The sequence below is a fragment of the Chitinophaga sp. genome (assembly GCF_036569125.1).
Classification (GTDB): Bacteria; Bacteroidota; Bacteroidia; order Chitinophagales; family Chitinophagaceae; genus Chitinophaga.
Genome location: NZ_DATCRF010000566.1, coordinates 1 through 2,293, shown reverse-complemented (window position 1 = coordinate 2,293; position 2,293 = coordinate 1). Strand labels below are relative to the sequence as shown.

The window sequence follows — 2,293 nt, the reverse complement described above, 5'->3', positions numbered from 1 at the left end:
CCATAATACCTTATCATCAAAATAGCTGGCAATGGTGTCGCTTACAATTAAAGCGCCTAAGGGCAGGTAACCGGCGGTAATACCTTTGGCGGTAGCTATCATGTCGGGCACTACGCCATGTACATCACAGGCAAACCATTTACCTGTGCGGCCAAAGCCGCTCATTACTTCATCCGCTATCAGCAGAATGTTGTATCTATCGCAGAGCGCACGTACTTTTTGTAAATAATCCGGCGGGTATTTAATACAACCGGAAGATCCGCTTTCCCCTTCCATAAGGATGGCGGCCACATTTTCCGGCCCTTCAAATTCAATGACCCGCTCAATATGACTTACGCATTCACGGGAGCAGGATGTAATTTCCTTACCCCAGGGGCAGCGGTAACAATAGGGATCTTCCACATGCACTATGTTAGGGGCCTGCTGTGCATCATGCGGCAGCTTGCGGGGATCGCCACCGGCTGTCATAGCGCCATAGGAGGCGCCGTGGAAAGCGCGGTAGCGGGCAATTATTTTGGAACGGCCGGTGTACAAACGCGCCAGCTTAATAGCATTTTCAATGGCTTCTGCGCCGCCGGTGGTAAAAAGCGTTTTATTGAGGTTGCCGGGGCTGATGGCGGCTAACTTTTTTCCCAGCTCGCCACGTGCCTGTGTAACGCAGCCGGGTGTAACGTAGCTTACTTCCTGCATTTGCTGCATCACGGCCTGGGTTACACGCTGGTTGCCATGGCCAATGTTCACGTTGATCAAACCGGAAGAAAAATCCAGGTAGCGGTTACCATCATAATCATAGAGGTATACGCCTTCCGCATGTTTCACGGCAATAGGGGCAATACCTTTTTGCTTGCTCCAGGAAAAAAGGGTATAGTCCAGGTTGTCCTGTATAACCTGCTGGGTGGCAGACAGGGAGGAGGTTTCAGCCATAGCGTTTAAGTTTGCTGTATATCAGTTGACCTTAATTACTTCCTTATGTTGGTTGATCGCTTCCGGTTATTTGCAGTACCTCTCTTATGTTGCTAATACTATTCTACGTTATATGCCATGGGCCGCGGCCCACTTTAATGTGCTATTCCATTTCTTGTAACACTACCTTACATTCGATGCTGTGTGCCATGGACTATTTCAACTCATCCAGTTAATCCCTGCTTCGGGATTCCATTTAGTAGTGGTTTTCTTTAGCTTGCTCCAGAATTCTATGGAGCTTTTGCCGGTAATATCGCCTACGCCAAATTTACTTTCATTCCATCCGCCAAAAGAAAATGGCTCACGGGGTACGGGCACGCCTATATTAACGCCTATCATACCGGCATTGGCCTTTTCAATAATATAACGCGCCAGGCTGCCGTTTTGTGTGTACACTGCGGCTGCATTGCCGTAAGGGTTGGCATTTTCTATGGCCAGGGCTTCATCTACCGTATTGGTGCGCAGGATGCTGATCACAGGGCCAAATATTTCTTCTTTTGCTACCGCCATATCAGGTTTCACATAGTCTATCACGGTAGGCCCTACGTAGCTGCCCTGCTCTTTGCCTTCCACCACGGTATTGCGCCCGTCAATCAGGATGCGCGCACCCTGCTGTTCTGCTTCAGTGATATAACGTTCAATTTTTTCTTTGGATTCCCGGCTGATCACCGCGCCCAGGTTCTTGCCCGGTATCACCTTACCGGCTTCCGCGCAGATCTTGTCTATAATATGATCTACCTGGCCCACTGCTACCATGGCCGATGCGGCCATACAGCGCTGCCCTGCGCAGCCGCTCATAGAGGCTACTACATTCTGCGCGGTCATATCCGGTTTGGCATCCGGCAATACCAGCAAATGATTTTTGGCGCCGCCTAAGGCCAGGCAGCGTTTTAACTGCCCGGTAGCCCGCTGGTATACCAGCTTAGCTACTTTGGTAGAGCCTACAAAAGATACAGCTTCAATGCCGGGGTGGTCGCAGATGGCGTTCACTATTTCACTATCGCCGTTAATAATATTGAATACACCGTCCGGCAGGCCGGCTTCCTTTAATAAAGCCGCAATGCGGGCCAGGCTAAGGGGTACTTTTTCAGAAGGTTTTATGATCATGCAATTGCCCAGGGTAATGGCATTGGGAATGGTCCAGTTGGGCACCATGCTGGGAAAATTAAACGGTACAATAGAGGCTACTACACCCAGCGGCACATGTTCTGTTCTGCATTCCACGCCTTTGCTTACTTCCAGTATTTCGCCGGTTACCAGCTGTGGCAGCGAGGTAGCAAATTCCGTGAGCTCTATACATTTTTCTATTTCTGCAATGGCTTCGCCCAAT

The 2,293-nt window shown here is 49.8% G+C and carries 2 protein-coding genes; both read right to left on the bottom strand.

Annotation, left to right across the window (positions count from 1 at the left end):
* Window positions 1–924: aminotransferase class III-fold pyridoxal phosphate-dependent enzyme (locus tag VIM87_RS21305; protein WP_331998959.1), on the bottom strand; the 924-nt coding region annotated here is incomplete at its 3' end.
* Window positions 925–1,122: 198 nt separating this feature from the next.
* Window positions 1,123–2,293, bottom strand: a 1,171-nt coding sequence (locus VIM87_RS21300; protein WP_331998958.1) for an aldehyde dehydrogenase family protein, incomplete at its 5' end; no start/stop codon positions are given.